At 66.0% G+C, this 23,423-nt stretch carries 18 protein-coding genes; 12 read left to right on the top strand and 6 right to left on the bottom strand.

Annotated features, from left to right (window positions below; translation table 11 throughout):
• Positions 1–138 precede the first annotated feature (138 nt).
• The 12 genes from tssJ (at position 139) to CWE01_RS19625 (ending at position 16,467) form a co-directional block, all read left to right on the top strand.
• A complete protein-coding gene (gene tssJ / locus CWE01_RS19680; protein WP_100942208.1) occupies positions 139–648 on the top strand; it encodes a type VI secretion system lipoprotein TssJ in 510 nt (169 codons plus the stop codon).
• A 15-nt stretch (positions 649–663) separates the two neighbouring features.
• Positions 664–1,998: a type VI secretion system baseplate subunit TssK gene (gene tssK, locus CWE01_RS19675; RefSeq protein WP_100942207.1), complete on the top strand. Its 1,335-nt coding sequence runs from the start codon at positions 664–666 to the stop codon at positions 1,996–1,998.
• 6 nt (positions 1,999–2,004) lie between these two features.
• Complete coding sequence (locus CWE01_RS19670) at positions 2,005–3,324, top strand: DotU family type VI secretion system protein (RefSeq protein WP_100942206.1); 1,320 nt, start codon at positions 2,005–2,007, stop codon at positions 3,322–3,324.
• On the top strand, positions 3,321–6,824 hold the full coding sequence (gene tssM, locus CWE01_RS19665) for a type VI secretion system membrane subunit TssM (protein WP_100942205.1): 3,504 nt from the start codon (positions 3,321–3,323) through the stop codon (positions 6,822–6,824). The genes CWE01_RS19670 and tssM overlap by 4 nt, the downstream gene beginning before the upstream one ends.
• Positions 6,821–7,474, top strand: a complete 654-nt coding sequence (tagF, locus tag CWE01_RS19660) for a type VI secretion system-associated protein TagF (protein WP_100942204.1) — start codon at positions 6,821–6,823, stop codon at positions 7,472–7,474. Before tssM ends, tagF begins: the two co-directional genes overlap by 4 nt.
• On the top strand, positions 7,475–8,203 hold the full coding sequence (locus CWE01_RS19655) for a PP2C family serine/threonine-protein phosphatase (protein ID WP_100942203.1): 729 nt from the start codon (positions 7,475–7,477) through the stop codon (positions 8,201–8,203).
• Positions 8,204–8,217: 14 nt separating this feature from the next.
• Positions 8,218–11,286, top strand: coding sequence for a serine/threonine-protein kinase (locus CWE01_RS19650; RefSeq protein ID WP_100942202.1), 3,069 nt, complete (start codon positions 8,218–8,220; stop codon positions 11,284–11,286).
• A complete protein-coding gene (locus CWE01_RS19645; RefSeq protein ID WP_100942201.1) occupies positions 11,286–12,002 on the top strand; it encodes an ABC transporter ATP-binding protein in 717 nt (238 codons plus the stop codon). Before CWE01_RS19650 ends, CWE01_RS19645 begins: the two co-directional genes overlap by 1 nt.
• Positions 11,999–13,204, top strand: a complete 1,206-nt coding sequence (locus CWE01_RS19640) for an FtsX-like permease family protein (RefSeq protein ID WP_100942200.1) — start codon at positions 11,999–12,001, stop codon at positions 13,202–13,204. Before CWE01_RS19645 ends, CWE01_RS19640 begins: the two co-directional genes overlap by 4 nt.
• Complete coding sequence (locus CWE01_RS19635; protein ID WP_100942199.1) at positions 13,197–14,924, top strand: SUMF1/EgtB/PvdO family nonheme iron enzyme; 1,728 nt, start codon at positions 13,197–13,199, stop codon at positions 14,922–14,924. The genes CWE01_RS19640 and CWE01_RS19635 overlap by 8 nt, the downstream gene beginning before the upstream one ends.
• A gap of 83 nt (positions 14,925–15,007) precedes the next feature.
• Positions 15,008–15,949: a type VI secretion system-associated lipoprotein TagQ gene (gene tagQ / locus CWE01_RS19630; protein ID WP_100942198.1), complete on the top strand. Its 942-nt coding sequence runs from the start codon at positions 15,008–15,010 to the stop codon at positions 15,947–15,949.
• Between the two features lie 140 nt (positions 15,950–16,089).
• A complete protein-coding gene (locus CWE01_RS19625; protein ID WP_100942197.1) occupies positions 16,090–16,467 on the top strand; it encodes an SCP2 sterol-binding domain-containing protein in 378 nt (125 codons plus the stop codon).
• A 30-nt stretch (positions 16,468–16,497) separates the two neighbouring features.
• Here CWE01_RS19625 and CWE01_RS19620 read toward each other — a convergent pair whose 3' ends face one another.
• The 6 genes from CWE01_RS19620 to exbB all read right to left on the bottom strand — a co-directional run bounded on the left by CWE01_RS19620 (position 16,498) and on the right by exbB (position 23,318).
• Positions 16,498–17,898, bottom strand: a complete 1,401-nt coding sequence (locus CWE01_RS19620; RefSeq protein WP_100942196.1) for an aminoacyl-tRNA deacylase and HDOD domain-containing protein — start codon at positions 17,896–17,898, stop codon at positions 16,498–16,500.
• A gap of 78 nt (positions 17,899–17,976) precedes the next feature.
• Complete coding sequence (gene recG / locus CWE01_RS19615; RefSeq protein ID WP_100942217.1) at positions 17,977–20,052, bottom strand: ATP-dependent DNA helicase RecG; 2,076 nt, start codon at positions 20,050–20,052, stop codon at positions 17,977–17,979.
• Between the two features lie 5 nt (positions 20,053–20,057).
• Positions 20,058–20,978 (bottom strand): hydrogen peroxide-inducible genes activator, encoded by a 921-nt coding sequence (locus CWE01_RS19610; protein WP_100942195.1) that lies wholly within the window; start codon positions 20,976–20,978, stop codon positions 20,058–20,060.
• A gap of 187 nt (positions 20,979–21,165) precedes the next feature.
• Entirely contained in the window at positions 21,166–21,915 is a 750-nt protein-coding gene (locus tag CWE01_RS19605) for an energy transducer TonB (RefSeq protein WP_100942194.1), read from the bottom strand.
• Positions 21,912–22,337: a TonB system transport protein ExbD gene (gene exbD / locus CWE01_RS19600; protein WP_100942193.1), complete on the bottom strand. Its 426-nt coding sequence runs from the start codon at positions 22,335–22,337 to the stop codon at positions 21,912–21,914. The genes CWE01_RS19605 and exbD overlap by 4 nt, the downstream gene beginning before the upstream one ends.
• Before the next feature lie 6 nt (positions 22,338–22,343).
• A complete protein-coding gene (exbB, locus tag CWE01_RS19595; RefSeq protein WP_100942192.1) occupies positions 22,344–23,318 on the bottom strand; it encodes a tonB-system energizer ExbB in 975 nt (324 codons plus the stop codon).
• Positions 23,319–23,423 lie beyond the last annotated feature (105 nt).

Below are 23,423 nucleotides of genomic sequence, written 5' to 3'. Positions count from 1 at the left end.
CCGCAAACTTTCGGTCAGGCCCGGACATTGTGGGAGCGGAGCTTGCCCGCGAAGAGGCCAGTACCGGCACCACAGCTCCAACGGTTGGTTGCAAAACAGGATTTAACGGAAAGTTCATAACGTCATTGAGGACGCAGGATGATTCACCGAGTGTTACTGGCCGCAGCCCTCACGCTGCTGCTCGGCGCATGTGCCAAGGACGCGGCTGCCCCAGCGCCCGCTGACGCCCCCGTGGCCGATAGTGCCACCGCTTCCCTGCATTTCCACGCCATTGGCGGGCTCAATCCCGGCGCCGACGGCGTGCCCGCACCCGTGCGCGTGCGCATCTTCGAGCTGAAGAACAGCGCCAACTTCAACCGCGCCGACTACTTCGCCCTGGCCGACCGTGCCCAGGCGACCCTCGGTGCCGATCTCATCGATCAGGACGAAGTCCTGGTCCAGCCCGGCGAGCAACTGGACATCGAACGAGCGCTCAACCCCGCGACCCGCCAGGTCGGCCTGGTGGTGGGCTACCGCGAAGTCGACCAGGCGCTGTGGCGCACGCTGCTGACCATCACGCCCAAGCAACTCAACGACTATCAGATCAGCCTCGATGTGCGCGCCGTGCGCAGCGCCATTGTCGTGACCCCAACCCGCCCCGCCCCTTAGGCAAACGGAGAAGCCATGTCCTGGAACAATCGAGTGGTCTGGTCGGAAGGCATGTTCATCGGAACGCAGCACTTCCAGCAGCATGACCGCTATCTGGAAAACCTGATCGACGCGCGCAGCCGGCCGCTGGCCGTCGGCGCCTGGGGTTTTTCCGAGCTGCTGATCGACCAGGGTTTGCTGGCACAGGGCAAGCTGGCCATCGTCTCGGCCCGGGGCCTGCTGCCGGACGGCACGCCGTTCAACATCCCTCACGATGACCTGGCACCGAGCCCACTGACCATCGACGAGAGCCTGCGCGACGGCCTGGTCTACCTGGCCTTGCCGCTCAAGCGCGCCGGCTCGCGGGACACCGTCGACGAAGGCGAGGCACTGGGCGGTGCGCGTTACCTGAGCCAGGTCCGCGAAGTCCGTGACGATAACGCGCCGTTCGAAAACCGTGCGCCGGTAGCGTTGGGTTCGCGGGCCTTGCGCCTGTTGACCGCCGAGGATGGCCTGGGCGATTACGCCGCCATCGGTCTGGTGCGGGTCAAGGAAAAGCGCGCCGACCGCGCCCTGGTCCTCGACGACAGCTATATCCCGCCGGTGCTCGATGTGACGGCGAGCAAACCGCTGACGGCGTTTCGCGGCGAACTGCTGGGCCTGCTGCACCAGCGTGGCGAAGCCCTGGCCGGGCGCGTGGTGGCCTCGGGCGCCGGCGGGGCCTCGGAGATTGCCGATTTCATGCTGCTGCAACTGGTCAACCGGGCGCAGCCGCTGATCAGCCACCTGAACCAGATCAGCCCGCTGCACCCGGAGCGCCTGTACAGCGAGCTGGTGAGCCTGGCCGGCGAGTTTGCCACCTTCTCCAGTAGCGGTCGGCGCCCGGCGGCGTTCCCGGCGTATCAGCACGATGACCTGGCGCTGAGCTTCGCGCCGGTCATGCAGGCCCTACGCGAAGCCTTGTCGATGCTGATCGACAGCAAGGCGACGCCGATTCCGATTGTCGAGAAAGCCTATGGCATCCATGTGGCGATGCTGGCGGACCGCGGCCTGATCGACAACGCCAGCTTCATCCTCGTGGTGCGTGCCGATATCCCCAGCGAAACCCTGCGCGGGCGCTTTGCCCAGCAAAGCAAGGTCGGCTCGGTGGAGCACATCCGCGACCTGGTCAACCTGCAATTGCCGGGCATCGGCCTGCTGCCGCTGCCGGTGGCGCCACGGCAGATTCCGTTCCATGCCGGGTCCACCTATTACGAACTCGACCGGGGCAGCGAGCACTGGAAACAGCTGCAGAACTCCGGCGGTTTCGCCTTTCATGTCGCCGGCGATTTTCCCGGCTTGAACCTGGCCTTCTGGGCAATCCGAGGGTAAGCCGCGATGAATGCCAATGATGATCTGTCGGGCCAGCCGTTGCCTGCCAACGACCGTACCCAGTTTATGCCGCGTCCCGGTGGCCGGGCGCCGGAGCCTGCCCGCGCCGAACCGGCGGCACCGTTGTCGGTGCCGGCCGCGCCGTTGCCGATCGGCCAGTCCCAAGGCCTGAATCCGCTGGAGAGCGCGGCGGGCCCTTTGCTGGCGCTGCTGACGCGCCTGCGCAACACCATCGCCCATCCGGCGCCGGCCAGCCTGCGGGCGCAGTTGCTGGCCTACCTGCGCCAGTTCGAAGAGCGCGCCGAAGGTGCCGGTATGGCCCGCAACGAGGTGTTGCTGGCGCGTTACGCGCTGTGCACCGCCCTCGACGAAGCCGTGCTGAGCACGCCGTGGGGCAGTGCCGGTGACTGGGGCAAGCAGAGCCTGCTGATCACCGTGCACAACGAAGCCTGGGGCGGCGAAAAGGTCTTCCAATTGCTCGACCATTGCCTGCAAAGCCCGCGCGAACGCCTGTACCTGCTGGAGCTGTTGTACCTGTGCATCTGCCTCGGATTCGAAGGCCGCTACCGGGTGATGATCGACGGTCGCAGCCAGCTCGATGCCCTGCGCGAGCGCACCAGCGCGGCGATCCGCAGTGCCCGTGGCGAGTATGAACGTGAGTTGTCGCCGCACTGGCGTGGCCTGGCGGTGGTGCGTGATCGGCTGAGCCAGTTCATGCCGCCCTGGGTCGGTATCGCCATCGGCCTGGCGCTGTTGCTGGTCCTGCTGTTCGGCCTGCGCCTGAAGCTGGCTTCCGACGCCGAGCCGGTGTTTCGCAATATCCATGCCCTGGGCGAGATCCCGGTGCAGACCATCGACCGTCCGGTAGTCCAGCCCAAAGTGGTGGAACGGCCACGCCTGGCCGGTTTCCTCGCCGATGACATCAAGGCCGGCAAGGTCGCCGTGGAAGACAAGGTCGACCGCTCGGTGGTGACCATTCGCGGCGACGAACTCTTCGCCTCGGCCAGCTCGAGCATTGTCGACGACTACCAGCCGCTGATGCTGCGCATCGCCGATGCCATTCGCAACGTGAAAGGCCAGGTGCGGATCACCGGGCACAGCGACAACCGACCCATCGCGACCCTGCGTTTCCCGTCCAACTGGGCGCTGTCCCAGGCCCGGGCCGAGCAGGTGCTGCAGATCCTCGCGGCGAAGACCGGCACGCCTGCACGCTTCAGCGCCGAAGGGCGCAGCGACACCGAGCCGTTGGCCTCGAACGCTACGGCCGAGGGCCGGGCGAAGAATCGTCGGGTAGAAATCACAGTCTTGGCGGAGGGAGTCGAGTGAAGGCGTTTTTCGGTTTTGTCGTTCGCTGGGTGATCCCGCTGCTGGGGCTGATTGCCCTGAGCCTGATCATCTGGTTTGTCGGTCCGCTGCTGGAAGTGCTGGTGCCGGAAGGCCGGCGCTGGACGTTGATCGTGCTGATTTTCGCGGTGTGGATCGCCTACCGCGTGTTCCGTCTGATCCAGGCCCGGCGCCAGGCCGCCAAGGTCATGCAGAGCCTGGCTGCGGAAACCCCGCCGGACCCTGCCAGTGTCGCCACCGCCGAAGAGCTGGCGACCCTGCGCCAGCGCATGGCCGAGGCCCTCGCGCTGCTCAAGAAAGCCAAGCTCGGCGGTGACGAACGTCGCAATCTCTACGAGCTGCCGTGGTACGTGATCATCGGCCCGCCGGGTTCGGGCAAGACCACTGCGCTGGTCAACTCGGGGCTGCATTTCCCCCTGGCCGCGCAGTTCGGCGCCGGGGCGATTCGCGGTGTCGGCGGTACGCGCAACTGCGATTGGTGGTTCACCGACGAAGCCGTGCTGCTGGACACCGCCGGTCGCTACACCACCCAGGACAGCCATGCCCAGGTGGACAAGGCGGCCTGGCTGGGTTTTCTCGACCTGCTGAAAACCCAGCGTCCGCGACGGCCCATCGACGGCGCCTTTATCGCCATCAGCCTGTCGGACCTGCTGCTCAGTACCGACGCCGAACGGGCCGCCCATGCCACGGCGATCCGCGCCCGTATCCAGGAGTTGTACACCCAGCTCGGTGTGCGTTTCCCGATCTACCTGATGCTGACCAAGCTCGACCTGGTGCCGGGGTTCATGGAGTTCTTCGACGCCCTGAGCAAGGAAGAGCGGGCTCAGGTCTGGGGCATGACCTTCGACCTGGACGACGGCAAGAACGCCGCCGGTCCGCTGGCGAGTTTTCAGAAAGAGTTTGCCGGGCTCGAGCAGCGCCTCAATGCGCGGCTGGTGGAGCGTCTGCAACAGGAACGCGACCCGGCGCGGCGCGACCTGATCTACGGTTTCCCGCAGCAGTTCGGCGCGTTGAAGACCTGTCTGCAGGATTTCCTCGACGGCGTGTTCAAGCCCAATGCCTATGAAGATCGCGCCTTGCTGCGCGGTGTGTACTTCACCAGCGGCACCCAGGAAGGCAGCCCCATCGACCGCCTGATCGGCGCCATGGCCCAGAGCATGAACCTCGACCGCCAGCAGCTGGCGCGCCAGAGCGGCAGCGGGCGCAGCTACTTTATCGAGAAGCTGTTCACCGCCGTGGCCTTCGCCGAGCGCGGGCTGGTGGGGGTCAACCCCAAGGTCGAGCGGCGGCGCAAATGGCTGGCCCGTGGGGTGCTGGCGACCACGGCCGCGGTGGTGCTGGTGGTCGGTACGCTGTGGTGGGTGAGTTTCCGCGCCAACGAGGCGTATATCGCCCAGGTCGACCAGAAGGTCGCTCCCCTGGGCCAGAGCGTGCAGGCGCTCAGTCCGGCGCAACGCGACGTGCTGGCGGTGCTGCCGCTGCTCAATGCGGTCAAGCACCTGGCGGGTGACGCGCCGGGCTGGGCCGAAGGCCTGGGCCTGTACCAGGGCGACATGCTCGAAGCCGAGTCCGCCAGCGTCTATCGCAAGTTGCTGATCGCGGTGTTCGCGCCGCGTCTGCTGACCCGGGTCGAAGAACAACTGCACGGCGGCGGCAATTCGGACTTCCTCTACGAAGGCCTGAAGGCCTACCTGATGCTGGCCGACAACGAGCATTACGACCCGCAATTCATCAAGGCCTGGATCGCCCTCGACTGGGACCGCAGCCTGCCACGGGATTTGCCGCCCGAGCAGCGCGTTGCCCTTGGTGAGCATCTGCAAGCCCTGTTCGAACGCCGTCCGCCGAATGCCCGGCTGGACGAGCGACTGATCGACGACCTGCGCCGTCAACTGCAACAGCTGCCGGTGGCGCAGCGGGTCTATGACCGGGTCAAACGGCAGAAACTGCCGGACGGCGTGCCGGACTTCCGCCTGAACGAGGCCGCCGGGCGGGATGCGGCGCTGGTGTTCAGTCGCAAGAGCGGCAAGCCCCTGGGCGATCCCCTGAGCGGCTTCTTCACCGCCAAGGGTTATCGCCAGGCCTTCCTGCTGACCAGCCTGAACCAGGCCAATACCGTTGCCGAAGAGCAATGGGTGCTGGGCCGCGACCCGGCCGAACAGCAGAACGTCGCCAGCCTGGCGGCGGATGTGCGGCGCCTGTATTTCCAGGACTACCTGCGCCAGTGGGACGCCTTGCTCGCCGATATCGACTTCGTGCCCATTACCAGCGTGGCCCAGGCCTCCGATGTGCTGCGGGTGATTTCCGGGCCGACCTCGCCGCTGAAAAAGCTGCTGGTGGCGGTGGCCAAGGAAACCGATCTGCAACAGGAAGAGCGCCAGTTGGCGGCCCAGGGCAAGCCGGTCGAGGGCAATGTCGACCAGCTCAAGCAACGCCTCGGTTCCCTGCTTGGTCAGGAACAGGCGACGGGCAACACCGCGCCGGTGGAGACGCAGGATCCGGTCAGCGCACACTTCGCCGAGCTCAATGCCCTGGTCAACAAGGGTGAAGGCGAGCCGGCGGCCATCGATGCCTTGCTGGCGGACCTGAATGCGCTTTATGTGCAGGTCAGCGCCATGTCCGGCGCCAGTGGCGATGCGCTGCTCGGTGAGGCGAAGAACCAGGCCTCGGCCGCTGCCACACGGGTCAGCCTGAATGCCGAACGCCAGCCACCGCTGGTCCAGGGGCTGGTCAAGTCGGTGGTCACGTCCACCACCAACAGCATGATGGGCGGAGTGCGTAATCAACTGAACGCGGCCTGGACCAGCGAAGTGCTCAACGTCTACCGGCAATCCCTCAGCGGCCGTTATCCGCTGGCGCCCGGCAGTGCCCGGGATGCGACGCTGGAGGACTTCGGCCTGTTCTTCGGGGTTGGCGGGGTGATGGACAACTACTTCCGCAAGTACCTGCAACCCTACGTCGACACCTCGGCGACCCCTTGGCGTTGGCAGCCGGGGGCGGCGCAGAAGCTCGGGATTTCCCCTGGCGTGTTGCAGACCTTCCAGCGTGCCGCGGCGATTCGCGATGCGTTCTTCCGTTCCGGTGGCACCCAGCCGACCGTGCGTTTTGAACTCAAGCCGGTAGCGATGGATGCGTCCATCACCCAGTTCCAGCTTGAGCTCGACGGCCAGCAGGTCGGTTATGACCACGGCCCGAGCCGGCCGGTGGCAATGCAATGGCCGAACCCCGGCAGCGTCGGCGTGGTGCGCCTGTCGATCACGCCGCCGTCGGCCAGCGGGCGTTCCGGGATCACCCTGGACGGGCCCTGGGCCTGGTTCCGCCTGCTGGAGCAATCGGACCTGGTGGCCGGCAACGCGCCGGATCGTTTCAACCTGCGGTTGCAGGTGGACGGCGCGAGCATCTCCTACGAGTTGCGCGCCAGCAGCGCCTTCAATCCCTTCAAGAGCCGCGTGCTCAATGGCTTCAGCCTGCCGGAGCGGTTATGACGACGGTGGGTTTCTACGGCAAGCTGGCCAGCCGCGGCGACTTTGTCAGCCGTGGCCTGCCGCAGAGCTTTATCCAGCCCTGGGATGCCTGGCTGGCTTCGGGCTTGCTCGCCAGCCAGCAGCAACTCGGTGCTGACTGGCTGGGCGTGTACCTGGTCAGCCCGCTCTGGCGTTTTGTGCTGGCGCCGGGCGTCTGCGGGGCGGACGCGGTGGCCGGGGTGTTGATGCCGAGCATCGACCGGGTCGGGCGCTACTTTCCGCTGACCGTGGCCGTGGCCCTCGATTCCGGGCATGCCCTGGCGGCGGTGGTCGGTGGCGCGGACCTTTGGTTCGAACGGGCCGAAGCCCTGTTGCTGGCGACACTGGAAGAAGACGCCGGTTTCGAGGCTTTCGACCAGGGGGTCCAGGACCTGGGCGGCCTGCCGTTCGCCAACCGGGCACCGAGCAGCGAGTTCGCCGGTTTGCAGCGCTTTGCCGCGCTCGATGCGCCGAGCCGCGCCAGCGCCCTGGCCGAGCAGGCCTGCGTCGGCAGCAGCCTCTGGTGGGGACGGGGGTCGCAGCGGATCGAGGCGGGACTGATGCGTTGCGCGGGCCTGCCGGCGACCGCCGATTTCGGCAGTTTCCTCCTGGGCAGGGGGGCGTCGATCTAAATGGCTCACACACCTGCAATCACTTACCAGTCGGCCAGCTACAGCCATGTCGGCATGGTTCGCCAGATCAACGAGGACGCCTGCCTGGAACTACCCGGCGCCGGGCTCTGGGTGGTGGCCGACGGCATGGGCGGGCACGCGGCGGGGGACTATGTCAGCAGCCTGATCGTCGACACCCTGCGGCGCATTCCGCCCTCGGACTCCCTGGCGCTCTACACCTCGGCGTTGCGTTCGCGGCTGGCCGAGGTCAACGCCGCCGTGCGCGAGGAAACCGCCCATCGCGGCGTGGCGATGATGGGCAGCACCGTGGTGCTGTTGGCGGCGCGCGGGGCCGAAGGCGTTTGCCTGTGGGCCGGCGACAGTCGCCTGTATCGCCTGCGTGACGGCCAGTTGGAAAGCGTTTCCCGTGATCACAGCTATGTCCAGGACCTGCAGGACAGCGGCCTGCTCAGCGAGGCCGAGGCGCGGGTGCACCCACGGGCGAACATCGTCACCCGGGCGATTGGCGTGGAGGCGCAACTGGAGTTGTCGATGGTGCCGTTCCAGGTACTGCCCGGCGACACCTACCTGCTGTGCAGCGACGGCTTGAACAAGACCGCCGAAGACGCCGAGATCCGCGACGTGCTGGCCCATGCCGACCCCTATGACGTGGTCCGCAGCCTGGTGCACCTGGGCCTGACCCGGGGCGCCCCCGATAACATCACGGCGATTGTCGTCAAAGCCACCTGAAGACCCCCGACACCATGGAAATTCTGATTCCCGGATTCGATATAGGCGAGGAGATTGGCGAAGGCGCCATGGCAACCGTCTATCTGGCGACCCAACGGTCGCTGGAGCGCAAGGTGGCGCTGAAAGTGATGGCGGCCGCGCTGGCCGCCGACCCGACCTTCTGCGAGCGTTTCCTGCGTGAAGGCCGGACCCTGGCGCGGCTGTCGCATCCGAACACCGTGACTATCCACGACATCGGCAATGTCGGTGAGCTGTATTACATGGCCATGGAGTACCTGCCCAACGGCACGCTCAAGGAGCGGATCGCGGCGGGCCTGAGCCCGGAGCAGGGGCTGGGCTATGTCCGGCAGATCGCCTCGGCCCTGGGGTATGCCCATGCCAAGGGCTTGGTGCACCGGGATGTGAAACCGGCCAACATCCTCTTTCGCGCCGACGGCACGGCGGTGCTCTCGGACTTTGGCATTGCCAAGTCCCTGGACGACCGCACCCAGTTCACCCAGGCCGGGTTTGCCGTGGGCACGCCGAGCTACATGAGCCCGGAACAGGCCCGGGGCCAGGACCTCGATGGGCGTTCGGACCTGTATGCGCTGGGCGTGGTGCTCTATGAAATCCTGGTCGGCAAGTTGCCCTATATCGGCACCGATGCGTTGTCCACGGCCCTGGCGCACCTGACCGAGCCGCTGCCGGAGTTGCCGCTGCAGCATGGGCGCTACCAGGAAGTCCTGCGCCAGCTGCTGGCCAAGGACCCGGCGGAGCGTTTCGCGGATGCGACGGCCTTGCTGCGGGCGCTGGATAACCTGCCGGCGGAAAACCTCGACGCGACCCTGGTCCAGCCGTTGGCGATTGTGCGACCGGCTCCGACTGTGCCGCCGGCCAGCGACCTGGGCGGACTGACGCCGGTGTCGATCGAGATTCCCACGACGGCGCCGACGGCTGCACCCACACCACCACCGCGACCCGCGACCAAGCCGGTGCTCGACCTCTCCGCCGAGTCCGGACAACGACGTGGCCCTGTGTTGACGCTGGTCGCCGTGGCGGTGGCCGCCGCCCTTGGCCTGGCGGGCGCTGGTTACTGGTGGTTGGGGCGTGACAACCATCCCGCGACGCCAAGCACGGCTGCGCAGCCGCCGGCCAAAACACCCTTGGTGTCGAGTCCGCCACCGGCTTCGAATCCGCCACCGGTTCAGCCGCCCAGCGTGACCCAACCCGTGGCGGCGGATCTCGACGGCGGCCAGCGGCCCCTGTTGATGGCCGGCAAGAAGACCCTGTTCCAGCGGGTCCTGAGCAAACCCGGTGCGAGCTTTTCCAGCGAACCGGGGGCCAAGCCGGACAAACCGCTGCCGGCGTTCTCGGTGCTCTACGTCTACCAGCGCAAGACCGTCGACGGCGGCACCTGGCTGCGGGTCGGCGCGGCCACTGACGGTCGCAGCGAGGGTTGGTTGCCGCAGGATGCGGTCAGCGACTGGAAGCAGAGCCTGGTGCTGAAATTCACCGAGCGCTCCGGGCGGGCGCCGGTGATGTTCCTGCGTGACGCCGCCGATATCGACAAGCTGCTGGCCAGCCCGTCGGCGGCGAAGAACCTGTTGCTCAATGCGCAGAAAAATCCCCAGGACAATCAGCGCGTGCTGGCCCTGGAGCCGGCCGCCAGCGCGGTGCCGCAGAACCAGTTCTACCTGCTGCCGATTTTCGATTCGCGCGAAAGCCTGGATGAGAACGGCCAGCCGGTGCAGTTGCTCAACGTCGCCTCCATCGACCCCGGCAGCACGCCGAAAGCCCTCGGCAACGGCGCCGCCCCGGCCGTCGCGGCCGATACCTTCCGCACCGCCATCGTACTGGTGGTGGATACCACCGAGTCGATGCAGCCGTATATCGATCAGGTCCGTGACGTGGTCCATGAGCTGCAAAGCCAGATCGCCCAGCGCGGCGAGCTGGACAGCGTGAGCTTCGGCCTGATCGGCTTTCGCAACAATATCCAGAAGACCCCGGGCCTGCAGTACCTGACCAAGACCCTGGTGACCCTCGACCAGGGCCGCGATCCCGAGCGCTTCCTGGCGTTGGCGCGGGACGTGAAGGCTTCGACCATCTCCAGTCACTCGTTCAACGAGGACTCCTTTGCCGGGGTCATGCAGGCGGTCGATGGCATGGACTGGTCGGGCTACGGCGGCCGGCTGATCCTGCTGGTCACCGATGCCGGTTCGTTACGCAAGAACGACCCCTACAGCAGCACCAAGATGAACGAAGCGGAGATCCGCCAGGCCGCGCTGGGCAAGCAGATCAAGATCTACGCCTTGCACCTGCGCACCGATGCCGGGAAAAAGAACCACGCCTTCGCCGAGCAGCAGTACCGGACCCTGACCGCCGATGCCAACCCGCAGATCGGCGACCTGTATATCCCGGTCCAGGGCGGCGACGTGCACAAGCTCGGCGAGCGGGTCGGCGAGATCGGCTCGGTGTTCGCCAACCTGGTGCACCAGGTGCGCAGCAACCAGACCCAGGCCGTGCCGCTGCTGGCCGCTTCGCCGAGCCTGGCGGACAAGTCGGCGGCCATCGGTTATGCCATGCACATGGATTTCCTCGGCCACAAGGCCGCCAGCCAGGCGCCGCAACTGGTCAGCGCCTGGACCGCCGACCGCGACCTGACCAACCCGGCGCTGCCGGCGTTCCAGGTCTGCGTGATGCTGACCAAGCTGCAACTCAACGAGCTGCAACAGTCGCTGAAACTGATCGTCGACGCGGCGCGCAAGACCCAGACCTCGCCCAAGGATTTCTTCCAGGAAATCGCCAGCGCCAGTGCCTACATGAGCCGCGATCCGCAGGCCCTGCGCAAGGGCGGCAACCTGGCCGACGGCGGCCTGCTCGGCGAGTACCTGGAAGGCCTGCCGTACCGCAGCAAGTCGCTGAGCATGACCCAGGACCTCTGGCTGTCGCTGAGCGTGGCCGAACAGGAAGATTTTATCGACGAACTGGACTCGAAGATCCGCCTCTACGAAACCTTCCACAACGATGTGGCCAATTGGGTCCGGTTCGGCGATGCCGAGCCGGGTGATGCGCTGTACCGCGTGCCGTTGTCGACGTTGCCGTGATGATCAGTCTGCGAGAAGTGCGCAAGACGCGGGGCCAAGGTGCCCAGCGCTACAGCCTGGAGGTGCCGCGCCTGAGCCTGGTGCCTGGCGCGCAATGGGCGGTGGTCGGGCCCAGCGGTTGTGGCAAGAGCACTTTGCTCGATCTGTTGGCGCTGGTATTGGCGCCGGACCGCGCCGGTCTGTTTGTCTTCGACGACCCGACCGGTGCGCAGGATATTACCGCGCTGTGGCGCGAGGGCCGGCACGATCGCCTGGCGGACCTGCGCAGCCGGCAGCTCGGTTATGTGCTGCAGACCGGCGGCCTGCTGGGTTTTCTCGATGTGCGCGGGAATATCGCCTTGTCGCGCCGATTGTTGGGCCTGAAGGAAGACGGCAGCGTCCAGCGGCTCGCCGAGCAACTGGAAATCGCCGATCAACTGGACAAGAAACCCCAGGCGCTTTCAGTCGGCCAGCGTCAGCGGGTCAGTTGCGCCCGGGCCCTGGCCCACGGTCCACGGCTGCTGCTGGCCGATGAACCGACGGCGGCCCTCGATCCGCTGAATGCCGGACGGGTCATGCAATTGCTGTTGAACCAGGCCCGGGAGCAGGGCGCTTGTTGTGTGATCGCCACCCACGACGAAGCCCTGGTACGCGACCTCGGCGTGCCGGTGTTGCGGATTGCCTGCCAGCGCGATGGCGACGGTGGTGTGACGGCGGTTCTGGAGCAGACGCCATGACTCGCGCCACTCTGATCGCCGGCCTGGCCTGGCAGGACTATCGCACCGACTGGCGGCTGTCGGCCTGTGCGGTGCTGGCCCTGGTGGCGGTGATCGCGCCGTTGCTGGTGCTGTTCGGCCTCAAGTTCGGCCTGGTCAGCAGCCTCACCGAACGCCTGGAACGCGACCCGACGGTGCGCGAGATCATTCCCCTCGGCGGCGGGCGTTTCAGTGCGGCGTTTATCGCCGGGCTGGGGCAGCGGGAAGACGTCGCCTTTGCCTTGCCGCGGACCCGGCAGATCGCCGCGACCGCCGACCTCTCGACCAGCGCCCAGGGGCCGGTGGTCAATGTGGAAATGCTGCCCACCGCCGAGGGGGATCCCCTGCTCGGTGCCTTGCCCGCGCCGGTCGGCCTGGCGGCGATGCTGCTCAGCCAGACGGCGGCGGAGAAGCTCGGGGTGAAGGCCGGCGACTGGTTGCAGGTGTCTTTCGGCCGGCAGGTGGCCGGTCGCCTGGAAAGCCGCCACACGCAGATCCAGGTCCAGGCGGTGTTGCCGCTGGAAGCCTTTGAACGCGATGCGCTGTTCGCTCCGCTGGGCCTGCTGGAGGCCGCCGAGGACTATCGCGACGGCCGTGGCGTGCCGGTACTCGGCTGGGCTGGCGAACCGGCGGGCACCGCCGCGCAGCGGGTCTATCCGGGGTTTCGGCTGTATGCCCGTGGGCTGGCCGATGTCGAGCCGCTGCGGCGCTATTTCGCCGAGCGCAACCTGCTGGTCTCGACCCAGGCCCAGACCATTGCCCAGGTGCAATCCCTGAGTCGCAACCTCGGCATCGTGTTCTGGGTCATCGCGGCATTGGCCCTGGCCGGTGCCTTCGCGGCGCTCTTCGCCGGTGCCCTGGCGGCGGTCGAGCGCAAGCGCCGCGAGTTGTCGGTGCTGCGTCTGCTCGGTCTCGGCACGGCCGCGTTGCTGCTGTTTGTCGTCCTGCAAGCGTTGTACAGCGGCCTGTTCGCGGTGCTGTTGAGCGGCCTGCTCTACAGCGTGGCGGAGTGGGGCCTGAACCGTTTGTTCGTACAGGCGGCCGGCGAGTACGCCAGCCGCCTGTTATTGCCGCATTACCTGCTGGCACTTTTCAGCGTGCTGGCGGTCTGTGCTCTGGCTGCCGCCCTGGGGGGCTGGCGCGTGGCGCGGATAGAAGCTTCGGAAGGAATCAGAGATGTATAAGTTGCGCAGCGCGGCCCTGGCGGTTCTCGTCGCTTCCCTGTGCCTGGGCTCCTGGGCGCGGGCCGATGAGGACAGCGAAAAACTCGACAACCCCAAGCCCCTGGCCGACGACATCAGCCTGCCGTTGCCCTGCGAGGGCGAGATGGTTTTCCGCGCGGTCTATGTGCTGGCGCGCGGCACCCTCGACGACCGCGAGATCAGCCTCGGCTATCCCTTCAGCGAGGACGAGCCGGGCTACAAGCAGTCGTTTATTTCCGGTTATCGCCGGGACTTTATCAACGGCCAGTTCACCCTCAAGGACCTGCCCGACGCCTGGCAGAAATCCATTGCCCCGACCCTGCCGAAGACCGACGCCGACTCGCTGCTCAAGCCGATGTTCTATTTCATCGGCAAGTACACGGTCACGGCGCGCCAGTACGCGTTGGTGATGGCCCAGGCACAAGCCCTGGCCAGCGGCGAACCGGCGCCGGCCTGCGATGCGCTGAGCGGCGTGGCCGGGCGTCTGCCCAAGGTCAAGGTGTCGCGTTTCGACGCCGAGCGTTTCTCGGCGGTCTACAGCGCCTGGCTGATGAAGTATCACCGTGACCTGCTACCGGTCAGCGGCCGTGGTGCGTCAGCCGATGATGGCGGCCTGGGCTTTGTCCGCCTGCCCACCGAGGTCGAGTGGGAATTCGCCGCCCGTGGCGCCCAGGCGGTCAGTCGCCAGGACCTGGAAGGCCGTCTGTTTCCCCGTCGCGCGCCGGGTAGCGACAGTGACGGGCCGCTGTCCGACTACGCGGTGTTCAACCAGGTCGCCGGCGGCACCGGCCAGGCGGCGCGGCTGATGCCGATCGGCACCAAGCTGCCCAACCCCATCGGCCTGTTCGACGTGATCGGCAACGCCGCGCAGATGGTCCAGGAATCCTTCCAGCTGGTGCATGCCGGCCGCCGCCAGGGCACCTACGGCGGTTTTGTGGTCAAGGGCGGCAACTACCTGGAAGGTGAGGGCACGCTGTTTACCGGCATGCGTCGCGAGTACCCGCTGTTCGCCGCCGATGGTACCGAGCAGAGCAACGAGACCACCGGTTTCCGCGTGGCCGTCGGCGCGCTCTCGGCGCCGCGCTCGCGCTACAAGGAGCTGTTCAGCCAATGGCAGCAGGAAGGCCGGCTGGCGTCCCTGACCGACGCCATCGACGACGCCCAGGACCCGACCAAACGCCTCGACGGGATCATTTCCGCCAGCACCGATCCGAAGTTGCAAGCCGAGCTGGGGCTGGTCAACGAAGAGCTCAAGCGCAACGTCTCGTTGATCGCCCGCCAGCGTGAAGAGGCGGCCGGCAACCTGATCCAGTCGGCGGCCCTGGTGGCCGAGACGGTCAATAACTACAACATTCGCCTGACCAACCTGAAGAAGAGCCGCCAGCAGGCCGTCGATGCCAAGGACGAGGCTGCCGCCAAGCTGTTTGCCGGGGCCATCGAGAACGGCACCAGCGCCCTGGACGGCGCGGTGGCGATCTATATCGACAACCTGGCAACGGCCACGCGCTACACCGATGCGGTGATCCAGGCGCAATTCCAGCGGGTCAAGGAAGAACTCAATCGCAAACCCGTGCTCGGCAACAGCCTGGTCGCACGGGCCACCTTGTTCGTTCGTCATGTCGGGGATTACCGCAAGCAACAGCGGGCCGACCCGGCGGCGATCTTGAAAGCGTTACTCGCGTCGACCGCTCAGCAGCCATGAGCGGTGGGTATCCGGCGAGTGTAGAGGGGACTCGGACGGCAGGGTGCCGTACCGGGCAGTCAAACCAAAAAAGGGAAATAAACATGATCTTCTCCAGCAAACCCCTTGTTTCGACCTCCAAGTGCCGCGCCGCGCTGTGGGTTGCCGCCGGATTCAGCACCGTGCTGATGGGCGGTTGCGCCACTTCACCGACCTCCAAAGTCGGCGCGACCACCAAGGTCGAGTTCTACCCGACCTGCTACGAGCCGGTGCAGCACCTGCGTGCGACTGACTCGGACATGACCAAGTCGATCGCCACCGGCGCGGTGATCGGTGCCCTGGGCGGTGCCGCTCTCGGCGCGCTGACCGGCGACGACTCGGCCAAGCGTGGCCGCAATGCCGCCATCGGCGCGGCCGGCGGTGCCCTCGCGGGCGGCGCGGCGGGTTACTACACCGAGAAGCAGAAGCAGATCACCGATGACAACCAGCGCATCGGTTCCTACGCCCTGGACATCAACAAAAGCGCCGCCGACATGGACCGCAACACGGCCTATGCCAAGGCGTCGCAGAGCTGCTACCAGCGTGAGTTCGCCAACCTGGTTTCGGCGCGCAAGGCCAAGACCATCGGCGACGCCGAAGGCCGCAAGCGCCTGGCGGAAATCGTTTCCGGCCTGAAAGAGTCCAATGACCTGATCGTCGCCGTGAACGGGCGCTCGGCCGAAGACCTGAACAACTACACCCAGGCCTACGAGCAGGATCTGCGTCAGGTCGGCGTGCAGCGTACCGACGTGGTCACCGTGGCGACCGCCGACAGCAACCCGGTCGTGCCGACCACCACCAAGGGCAAGAAGGTGAAAGTGGCGAAGAAGGCGCCGCTGCCGGTCGTGCCCAAGGAAGCGGTCGCCACCGAGAAGACCATCCAGGACGCCAACGCCAAGAAAGCCGTCAGCCAGGACGTGGCCACCAGCGGTCAGTCCCAGGTCAACAGCATGTGCAAGAACCCGGACCTGGGCGACTGGGCGCCGGTGCCTTGCCCGAACGCGTAAGGGGCAGATCGTCTGACAATTTGTCGGTATAAGCGTTAAACGCCTGCCGATCTCCCGGGTAACGTGGGAGATCGGTGGCGTTCTTCAGGTAAAGCGCTACACTGCGCCGGCCGTTACTCTTTTCTGCCGAGGCTGTGTGCATGAAATTTCGTTTTCTTCTCTGGGCACTGGGTCTGTTGATGGCCCGGGCCAGCCGTAAAAACCCCGCCTTCCAGCAACAACTGGCCGACAAGGCCCTGGTGTTCCAGCTGCAGACCCTGGACGGCAAGGTCGCCCGTCACTTTATCGTCAACGATCAGCGCATCAGCAGCCGCTCCGGGACTTATCCGGAGCCTGCGTTTGCGATTGTCTTCAAGGATGCCGCCTATGGCTTCGCCACGCTGCAGGCGAAGAACAAGCAACTGGCGTTCATGACGGGGATTCAGGACAAGTCGATTCAGATCAAGGGCAATCCGGCGCTGGTGATGTGGTTCCAGGGCTTGATGAAGTACCTCAAGCCGCGGAAGAAGAAGGCCTGAGCCTTCGGCGCCAGGCTTGCTGGCGCCGCTTCAGCCCTGGCTGAACTGCGAAGCCAGTTCGCGCAACAGCACTTCGGCTTCCAGCACCTTGTTCACCACATCGTCAGCCTTGTCGCGGGTCAGGCCCAGGCGCTCGAGCAAGGCATCCGGGATCTCTTCATCCGGGCCCGAGCCGATATTGCGGCTGCGCAGCAGGCGCACGGCCAGGCACACCAGGTTCGGATAGGCGGCATAGTCGCCGTCGTAGCTCGGGTCGTGCTGGAAGCGCAGCGCGGTGGACAGCTCTTCCGGCATATCCCAGTAGCGCATCAGCCAGGCCCCGATCTGCTCGCGGCTGATACCCAGCAAATGCTGCTCGATGTAGCTGTGGCACAGGTGCGGGTTGACCTCCAGGTGCCGGCAGATCAGCGAGAAATGCGGCGGGAAGACGTGAGCCAGCAGCAGGTAGCCGAAGTTGTGCAGCAGACCGGCGAGGTAGGTCAGGCCGGCTTCCGGACGCTGGGCGCGCGGCATGGCACGGGTCAGGCCTTCGATCACCGCGGCGGTGTAGATCGATTGCTGCCAGTAAGGCGTGCTGTGTTGCGGGTGGTCCTTGGGCAGGCTCAGGGTCTTGCCCAGGGCCAGGCCCAGCGCCAGGTTGATCACCAGGTCGAAACCGAGCACACGGACAATCGCGTCTTCCACCGAACGGATCTTGCCCGGCGAGGCGTAGTAGGGCGAGGCCGCCCAACTCACGACCTGGGCCGCCAGCGCCGGGTCGGTTTCGACCACGCCGGTGATGTCGTCGATGGTGGCGTCGGGGTCGACCCGCAGCTTGATGATTTTTTGCGCGGTTTCCGCCAGGGGCGGAATCTCGATGGTCGCTTCCAGGCGCTGCTGGATCCGCCGCGCGGTGAAGGCTTGCACGGCCTGGGTGATCTCCTCGCGGTCATCGTCCGGGCGGTCGAGGTTGGGGCGGATGCTGGCCACGGATTCGCCGAAGCTGGCGGCACTGGCCTTGCTCAGCATGCCCTTGAAGTCGTCGCTGGAGATTTCCAGCAGCAGTCCGGCTTCACCGGAGTCGATCAGCAGGCTCGGTTCACGCAGCAGCTGTTCTTCGTAGAGGCACGGCGAACTGGTCAGCCCGGGCAAGCCCGGCAGCAGGTGCAGGCTGTGTTTGCCAAGCATGCGCTCCATGCGTTCGGTGGGCACCGCTGTCAGGCGCCGGCCGGTCAATTCGGTCAGGCGATTGAGGTCGAGCAACTGGTCCTGGGGAAACAGGACCATGAGTGCACCGACTGCGTCGTCGAGCAGCACGGCCTGGACCTTGCGCGCGGCCGGCAGACCAGGGTGGTCCAGGACCTCGCTATAGCGGATGGCGAGCTTGTCGAGCAGCAGCCGGACCACAGACGGGGTGTGCGGGGTTGCATCGATGAGGGCAACTTCTGTCATGGTCTGTATCCGGGTTCCTACAATTTTCCCAGTATAACCAGCTTGGCCGCGCTAATGGTCTATAAACTGTGAGGTCTATCACACTTGGCCGTATTGCTGGCCGTGGCGCAGCCAGCGTTCGAGCAGCGGACTGACATGCTGCGGCCAGCGTGCGATCAGGGCTTGCGCGGCATCGCGGACCGCCGGCAGCAGATCGGCGTCGCGCATCAGGTCGGCAACCTTGAATTGCAGGAGCCCGGTCTGGCGGGTGCCGAGCATTTCCCCCGGGCCGCGCAGCTCCAGATCCTTCTCGGCGATGATAAAGCCGTCGTTGGTCTCGCGCATGATGCCCAGGCGTTGGCGACCGATCTGCGACAGCGGCGGATGGTAGAGCAGCACGCAGTGGCTGGCGGCGCTGCCCCGGCCGACCCGGCCGCGCAGCTGGTGCAGTTGCGCCAGGCCCAGGCGCTCGGGGTTCTCGATGATCATCAGGCTGGCATTGGGTACGTCGACGCCGACTTCGATCACCGTGGTCGCCACCAGCAGTTGCAGGGCGCCGGCCTTGAATTCGGCCATCACCGCGGCCTTTTCCGCTGGTTTCATGCGTCCGTGGATCAGTCCGACACGCAGTTCGCCCAGGGCCGCGGTGAGCTCTTCGAAGGTGGTCTCGGCGGCCTGGCAGGTGAGTTCTTCGGACTCTTCGATCAGCGTGCAGACCCAATAGGTCTGGCGGCCTTCGGCGCAGGCGGCCCGCACCCGTTCCACCACTTCGAAGCGCCGGCTGTCGGTCACCAGCACGGTGTTCACCGGCGTGCGGCCCGGCGGCAGTTCGTCGAGGATCGAGGTGTCGAGGTCGGCATAGGCGCTCATCGCCAGGGTCCGCGGGATCGGCGTGGCGGTCATGATCAACTGGTGCGGGCACATCCGTCCGCCGACGCCTTTCTGGCGCAGGGCCAGGCGCTGCTGGACGCCGAAGCGGTGTTGTTCGTCGATGATCACCAGGGCCAGGTTCTTGAACTGCACTTCGTCCTGGAACAGCGCGTGGGTGCCGACCACCATGGGCGTGCCGCTGGCGATCTGCTCCAGGGCGGCGACCCGCGCCTTGCCCTTGAGCTTGCCGGCCAGCCAGGCGGTTTCGATGCCCAGTGGTGCCAGCCAGCGCTGGAAATTGATGAAGTGTTGTTCGGCAAGGATCTCGGTCGGCGCCATCAACGCCACCTGGTAACCGGCCTCCAGGGCCTGCAAGGCGGCCAGGGCGGCAACCACGGTCTTGCCGGCGCCGACGTCGCCCTGGATCAGCCGCAGCATCGGCTCCGGCTGGCTGAGGTCGTAGGCCACTTCGTTGCCGACCCGTTGCTGGGCGCCGGTCGGCGGGAAGCCGAGGTTGGCGAGAAACTGTCCGGGCAGCCGTTGCGCTTTCGGCAGGGCCGGTGCGCGCAGGGCCTTCAGGCTTTCGCGCAGGCGTTGCTGGGACAGTTGGTGCGTGAGCAGTTCTTCGAAGGCCAGGCGGTGTTGAGCCCAGTGATGGCCGAGGGCGAGTTCGTCGACGTCGGCATCGGCGGGCGGCTGGTGCAGGTAGCGAATGGCTTCATCCAGCGGCGCGAGATGATAGTCGCGGGCCAGTTCCTGCGGCAGCCAGTCCGGCAGGCTGCGCGGGCCGAGCATCGCCAGGCTTTGCTGGCAGAGCTGGCGCAGGCGTTGCTGGGTCAGGCCTTCGGTCAGCGGGTAGATCGGCGTCAGGGTGGTGTCCACCGGCGGCGGTTCGTCGCCGCTGATGGCGCGGTATTCCGGGTGATAGATTTCCAGGCCGGAAGCGCCGGGGCGGGCTTCGCCGTAGCAGCGCACGTGGGTGCCACGCTTGAGGCCGTCCTTTTGCGCGGTGCTGAAATGGTAGAAGCGCAGGCTCAGGCTGCCGGTGCCGTCGTTGAGGCGCACCAACAGGCTGCGGCGCTTGCCCATGACCACGTCGGCGCCGCTGACCACGCCTTCGACCACGGCGTCCTGGCCCGGACGCAGGGCGCCGATGGGCACCACGCGCGTGCGGTCCTGGTAGCGCAAGGGCAGGTGGAACAGTACGTCCTGGAGATTCTCCAGGCCGACCTTGGCCAGCTTCTCGGCCATGGCCTCGCCGACGCCCTTGAGCGCCGTGACCGACACTTGCGACAGTTCAGCCACGTCGATCAGCTCGCTGCGGGAGGCTTGGCCACCGAGCACAGGCGGATCGAGTCGGCGAGGATTTCAATCGCCTTGGGCCGCGGGAAGCTGGCGCGCCAGGCGATGGCCACGGTACGGAACGGCACCGGCGGCGTCAGCGGACGCACTTCGATCACGCCGGCAGCGTAGTGATGGCTGTCCACGGCCGACAGCGGCAGGACCGAAATGCCCAGGCCGGAAGCGACCATGTGGCGGATGGTTTCCAGGGAGCTGGACTCGACCGTGGTGTGCTTGGCCGCGTCGCCGCCCTTGGTCAGGGTCGGGCAGGCTTCGAGGACCTGGTCGCGGAAGCAGTGGCCTTCGCCCAGCAGCAACAGGCTCTTGTCGTTGAGCAGGGCGCTGTCGATGGTTTCCTTCTTGGTCCAGGGGTGCGAAGCCGGCATCAGGACGTAGAAGGGTTCGTCGTAGAGCGGCAGGGTCAGCACGTCGGCTTCGTTGAACGGCAGGGCGATGATCACCGCGTCCAGTTCGCCGTTGCGCAGCTTGTCGCGCAGCACGTGGGTGAAGTTTTCCTCGATGTACAACGGCATCTGCGGGGCGACCCGGTGCAGTTGCGGGATCAGGTGCGGGAACAGGTAAGGGCCGACGGTGTAGATCGCGCCGACTTTCAGCGGGGCGGTCAGCTGGTTCTTCCCGGCCTGGGCCAGTTCGCGGATACCCTGGGCCTGTTCGAGGACCTTCTGCGCCTGGGCAACGATGGTTTCGCCGACGGGAGTCAGGCGCACGGCGCTCTTGCTGCGCTCGAAAATCAGCACACCGAGTTCGTCCTCCAGCTTTTTCACGCCGACCGACAGGGTCGGTTGGCTGACATGACAACGCTCGGCCGCGTGGCCGAAGTGTTGTTCCTGGGCGAGGGTGACGATATAGCGTAGTTCTGTAAGAGTCATAGCGAGCGTCCATGAGGTTGCCGGGCCAAGCATAACGGCTGCAATCGATAGACGCACGTTATCAGACGCAGGAAGAACGACGATTGTCGTTCAGGGCGGTTTTAGTGGGTTTCTATTGGGTCGTGCAGCTCGATTCTGCGGGAGCGAAGCTTGGAGTGGCCTGGGCCAGCTTCGTTCCCACAGCGGCCTAGCGAGCGCGCTTGTCGATGGAATAGACGAACGGCGCGACGATCTCGATGCTGCCGTTGGTCAGCATATCGGCCGGCGGCTTGGGCAGCGGTTGGGCACGACGGATCATTTCCAGGGTGGCCCGGTCCAGATCGGCGTTGCCCGAGCGGCCCACCAGTTCATACGAGAGCACCTTGCCTTCGGCATCCACGACGAAACGCAGACGGTTCAGACCTTCCTTGCCCCGTGACTGCGCCGCCGGCGGGTACTTCTTGTACTTGCTCAGGTGGGCCAGCAAGGTACCTTCCCAGCTGGCTTTCGCCGCGACCTGCTGGGGCGAAGGGCCTGGCGCCGGTGCCGCGGATTTTTCCGGTGGTGTGTTGGTCGGCGGCGTGTCGGAAGGTTTCTCTTGCGTCGGCTTTTCCTTCACCGGCTCCGGTTTCACCTGGGGCTTGGGCGGTTGCGGCTTGGGTTTGGGCTTGACCGGCTTGGGCACCGAGATCGTCGGCTTGGGCGCTTCGGCCAGCTTGGGCAATGGTAACTCTTCCACGGGCGCGGGCGGCTGCGGCGGCGTGATGACCTTGGGCGGTGCCGGTGGCGGTGGAGCGGGGGGCAATGGCGCCAGTTCGACCATCATCGCCTGTGGCGGCAGCTCGATGGGTTTGGACACCGACCAGTTCAGCGTGGCAATGATCGCTACCGCATGAATGCCCAGCACCAGGCCCAGGCTGGCGCCGTAACGCGTCAGCTTTTGGCGCGTATTGATCATTTCTTGGCTGCCGTCTCGAGTCCGACCAGGCCGACCTTCAGGTAACCGGCGGCGCGCAGGGCATCCATCACGCGCATCAGGTCGCCATAGTCCACGCCTTTATCGGCCTGGAAGAAAATGGTCGTGTCCTTCTTGCCGTGGGTGCGGGCGTCGAGCGTCGGGCCCAGGGCCTCGGCCTTGACTTCGTCTTCACCGAGGAACAGGCGCTGGTCGGACTTGACGCTGAGGAACACCGGCTTTTCCGGTCGCGGTGCCGGCTTGGCGGTGGACGCAGGCAGGTCGACCTTGATGTCCACGGTGGCCAGGGGGGCTGCCACCATGAAGATGATCAGCAGTACCAGCATCACGTCGATAAACGGCGTGACGTTGATTTCGTGGTTTTCGGCGAGATCGTCGCCGCCTTCGTTCAAATGCAGGCCCATGGCTGATTACCCCACTTTCACCATGTGCGGCGCTTGTGCGGAGCGCTCGGACGGTTGGTGGTCGAGGTCACGGCTGACCAGCAGCAGGACCTGGGCGGAGGCGTCGGAGACCTGGGCCTTGTAGCCGGCGATGGAGCGGGCGAAGACGTTGTAGATCACCACGGCCGGGATCGCGGCGACCAGGCCCAGGGCGGTGGCCAGCAGGGCTTCGGCGATACCCGGGGCAACCACGGCAAGGTTGGTGGTCTGGGTCTTGGCGATGCCGATAAAGCTGTTCATGATGCCCCAGACGGTGCCGAACAGGCCGACGAAGGGCGCGGTGGAACCGATGGTGGCGAGCACGCCGGTGCCGCTGCTCATGTTGCGACCACAGGCGGCAACCAGGCGCTCGAGGCGGAAGCTGACGCGTTCCTTGATGCCTTCCCTTTCGCGGCTGTTGACCGACAGGTGCATTTCTTCCAGGGCGTCATGCACCAGCAGGTGGGCGAGGGTGCCCTCCTTGTTGGCGGTTTCGCTGGCTTCCTTGAGGGTGCGGGCCTTTTTCAGGGCGAGCATCTCGCGGCGCAGGCGACGTTTGGCGCCCAGCAGTTCGAAGCCCTTGGCAACCCAGATGGTCCAGGTGATTATCGAAGCGATGGCCAGGCCGATCATCACGATCTTGACGATGATGTCGGCGTTCTTGTACATGCCCCAGGGCGACAGGTCGTGGGCCATGCCCAGGCTGTTGTCTTCGGCGGGCAGTGCGTCGGCATCCGTGGTGTCGGCCGGTACGCCGGCGTCAGCCTGGGCTGGAGCGGCGGCGCTCGGTACGACGGCGGGGGCGGCATGATCAGCTGGCGCCGCGGCGACAGCGGCCGGCGCGGGGTGCGAAGCGGCTTCGTCGGCGAAGGTCACGGTCGGCACCAGCAACAGGCTGAACAGCAAGGCTGCCGTGCGCAATGGGCTTTGGGTTGACGAAACGGGGCGTGGATTGCGTGTCATGCTGGCCGGACCTGAGAAAAGATAGAAGAGGGTCTTGTCCTTCCAGGCCTCGTGGGGCCGAGAACATTTGGTCGGGCATTATTGCAAGTAATTCTTGTTAACAGA

Origin of the sequence: Pseudomonas sp. QS1027 (assembly GCF_002814235.1) — a bacterium.
In the GTDB taxonomy this organism is placed as follows: Bacteria; Pseudomonadota; Gammaproteobacteria; order Pseudomonadales; family Pseudomonadaceae; genus Aquipseudomonas.
The sequence above is the reverse complement of the archived record's forward strand: the minus strand, read 5'-3'. Positions and strand labels throughout refer to the sequence as shown.